This window comes from Caballeronia arationis (assembly GCF_001544975.2).
In the GTDB taxonomy this organism is placed as follows: Bacteria; Pseudomonadota; Gammaproteobacteria; order Burkholderiales; family Burkholderiaceae; genus Caballeronia; species Caballeronia arationis.
Genome location: NZ_FCOG02000344.1, coordinates 1 through 2,612 on the forward strand (window position 1 = coordinate 1; position 2,612 = coordinate 2,612).

2 protein-coding genes and 2 pseudogenes are annotated in these 2,612 nt (G+C 60.5%); 2 read left to right on the forward strand and 2 right to left on the reverse strand.

Annotated elements, in window-relative coordinates:
* Nucleotides 1–212 (forward strand): annotated as a pseudogene (locus AWB81_RS48000) (IS4-like element ISCku4 family transposase); the annotation flags it as partial.
* A 125-nt stretch (nt 213–337) separates the two neighbouring features.
* Here AWB81_RS48000 and AWB81_RS41935 read toward each other — a convergent pair.
* Together AWB81_RS41935 and AWB81_RS41940 are read right to left on the reverse strand one after the other, a co-directional pair.
* Entirely contained in the window at nt 338–1,030 is a 693-nt protein-coding gene (locus tag AWB81_RS41935) for a VIT1/CCC1 transporter family protein (RefSeq protein WP_062644390.1), read from the reverse strand.
* 9 nt (nt 1,031–1,039) lie between these two features.
* Complete coding sequence (locus tag AWB81_RS41940; protein ID WP_062644392.1) at nt 1,040–1,615, reverse strand: cytochrome b; 576 nt, start codon at nt 1,613–1,615, stop codon at nt 1,040–1,042.
* Between the two features lie 338 nt (nt 1,616–1,953).
* On the opposite strand from AWB81_RS41940, the pseudogene AWB81_RS41945 reads away from it, so the two are divergent.
* A pseudogene (locus AWB81_RS41945) lies at nt 1,954–2,612 on the forward strand (sorbosone dehydrogenase family protein); the annotation flags it as partial.

The following is a 2,612-nucleotide window of genomic DNA, read 5'->3' on the forward strand; positions in this document are numbered from 1 at the left end:
CGGTATTCCCTTCACTCGTCTGGAGTTCCTTTGGATCCTGGCTGCGCACCATCCGTCCCGGCATCCCTCCATCGGAGTTGGTTGTCGCCAGTGCACTACGACAATGCCTGCCCGAATTTCTCGTGAATAGCGCCAAAACCAATTTCTTCGCGAAATTCATCGCCGAAAGGCAGGACCCTGACACCTTCGAGATGTTCCGACTGGCCACATAACCCCAAGACTGTGCCGAACTCGGCACTCTTGAGCTGCTGGACGTTCCGAAAAAATTTGACACGAGCAAGCAGATGACAACCTTCGCGGAATGGCAAGTGACTGTATTGCGGAAAGATGTCACGGCTCAAGTCGCGCCGAATATAGTACCAACCGCGGATGCCACACCCATCGACAGCGCGCTCCAGAAGGTGACCCGCAATACGCCAGGACCCACTTTCGCTCCTCCGACGCGCGCGGCAAGTCCGCCAAGGACTGCCAGGGAAACCAGCGCCGTCACCGCGATACTCGGGGCCACCCATTGCTGCGGGGCGAGCGCCGTGACGATGAGCGGCAAAGCGGCTCCCACCGAAAAGCTGCTGGCCGACGCCAGCGCGGCCTGCAATGGATTTGCCGCGGTCGTTTCCGAAATGCCCAGTTCGTCGCGGGCATGCGCGCCGAGTGCGTCGTGAGCCATTAGAGCCTGCGCAACCTGTTTGGCGAGCGCCATGTCGAGGCCCCGCCGCACGTAAATCGCCGCCAACTCTCGTTGCTCGCGTGCGCCATCCGCATCGAGTTCCGCCTGCTCTTCGGCAAGCGCCGCAGTTTCTGTATCCGCTTGCGACGAGACCGATACGTACTCGCCTGTCGCCATCGACATCGCGCCGGCAACCAATCCAGCCAGGCCGGTCAGCACCAGATGGCCATGTTCGGCGTGCGCGGACGCGACGCCGATTATCAGACTTGCCGTCGATATGATGCCGTCGTTTGCGCCAAGCACCGCAGCGCGTAGCCAGCCGATCGCCTTGATTCGATGCGGTTCCTTGTGAGCCGTGGGCATTGGCATACCTTAGCGCTTTCGACCCTGATCGCGCGACGGCCCTGCGTGGGGCAGCATCCGTTGCAGCACATGGTCTTTCAAAATAAAGCGGTGAAACAGCGCCCCGACGACATGCAGACCAATCAATGCTAAGAGCACCCATGCAAGGATGCCGTGCACATCCCCCATCTCGTGGCCGAAGGCCGAGCCCGGTTCGCTCAGCGCAGGATAGGACACCACGCCCAGCAGGCGGACCGTCCAGCCGCGTGAGGACGCGTTGATCCAGCCGAGCAGCGGCACCAGCACCAGGGCGGCGTAGAGGAAAACATGCGTTACGCGCGAGACGACGCTGAGTAGCGGCGGCAGTTCATCCGGCGTGGGCCAATGCGTCAATCGCCAGATCACCCGGATTGCCATGACGGCGACGAGCGTCGCGCCCACCCCAAGATGCCAGGCGATCAGATTAACTGGCTGCGTGTCCTTGTGGACATCCGGCATCGTCCAACCGATCACAAACTGCATAGCGACCAACAGGACGGTTAGCCAGTGCAGCGCGCGCGCGACTGCATCATATGCAGGACGCTTCATTCCGTAAACTTTAGCCATTCTTTGCTCCTCAATTTGTCGCGAAATGATGAATGATGAGGCGCGCGGCCTGCGAACTTTGAACCGATAGCCCAAATAGAGCGCTGCACAAATCCGACCGATGCTAGCAACCTTACCTTAAGGGAACCTGACGCTCGGCAGGAGCGATCCGGATGCTCGACTCCGTTGCTGTTACCGCGTAGCTGCCAACGTAGCGTCAGTAAGTTCGGAAAGCCGGGAGGCCGAGGTGTTCCGCTCGAATTGAGGAGCGGTTTGCGCCTTAGCAGGCACCGTCGCGGGCCGGCTTCTTGCTATTTCTCCCACGCATTATCAATCAACGCTCATCGGTGGGAACCCATATGCGCCTGCTAAATCGTCTGGCTGTTTCAATGGTTTTGCCGCTTGCCTCCTGCGCGATCGGACCATCAGGTTCAAGTGATGCGGGTTTCGGCGCGTCGCCCGCCATGCCGGCTCCGGAATCGTCGTTGGTTCCGATGGTCAACATCGCGCCCGTCCAGGCGCGCCCCGACGGTTTCATGCCCACCGCTCCCGCTAGCTTTCTCGTCACCGAGTTCGCCGGTGGCCTCATGCACCCACGCTGGCTTTACACGCTGCCCAATGGTGATGTACTGGTAGCGGAAAGCGACGCGCCAAAAGAACACGATGAAGGCAGCGGCCTATTCGGCTGGGTCAGAAAGCAGGTCATGAAGCGCGCAGGCGCCGGTGTGCCAAGCCCCGATCGCATTGTGCTGTTACGCGATGTGGACGGCAGCGGCGTCGCGAGGACTCAGACCGTGTTTCTGGGCGAGCTCCACTCGCCGTTCGGGATGGCGCTCATTGGCAATCAACTCTATGTTGCTGACACGGACGCTCTGTTGCGTTTCAACTATGTGACGGGCACCACCCAGATTACAAGCCCCGGCGTCAAGGTTGCCGACTTGCCGGCCGGGCCGATCAACCATCACTGGACCAAAAATATCCTGGCCGACCGCTCCGGCAAGCATCTGTACATCACGGT

Coding starts and splice junctions, on each gene's coding strand:
- AWB81_RS41935 (WP_062644390.1), bottom strand. CDS start 1,030: ATGCCCACGGCTCACAAGGAACCGCATCGAATCAAGGCGATCGGCTGG.
- AWB81_RS41940 (WP_062644392.1), bottom strand. CDS start 1,615: ATGGCTAAAGTTTACGGAATGAAGCGTCCTGCATATGATGCAGTCGCG.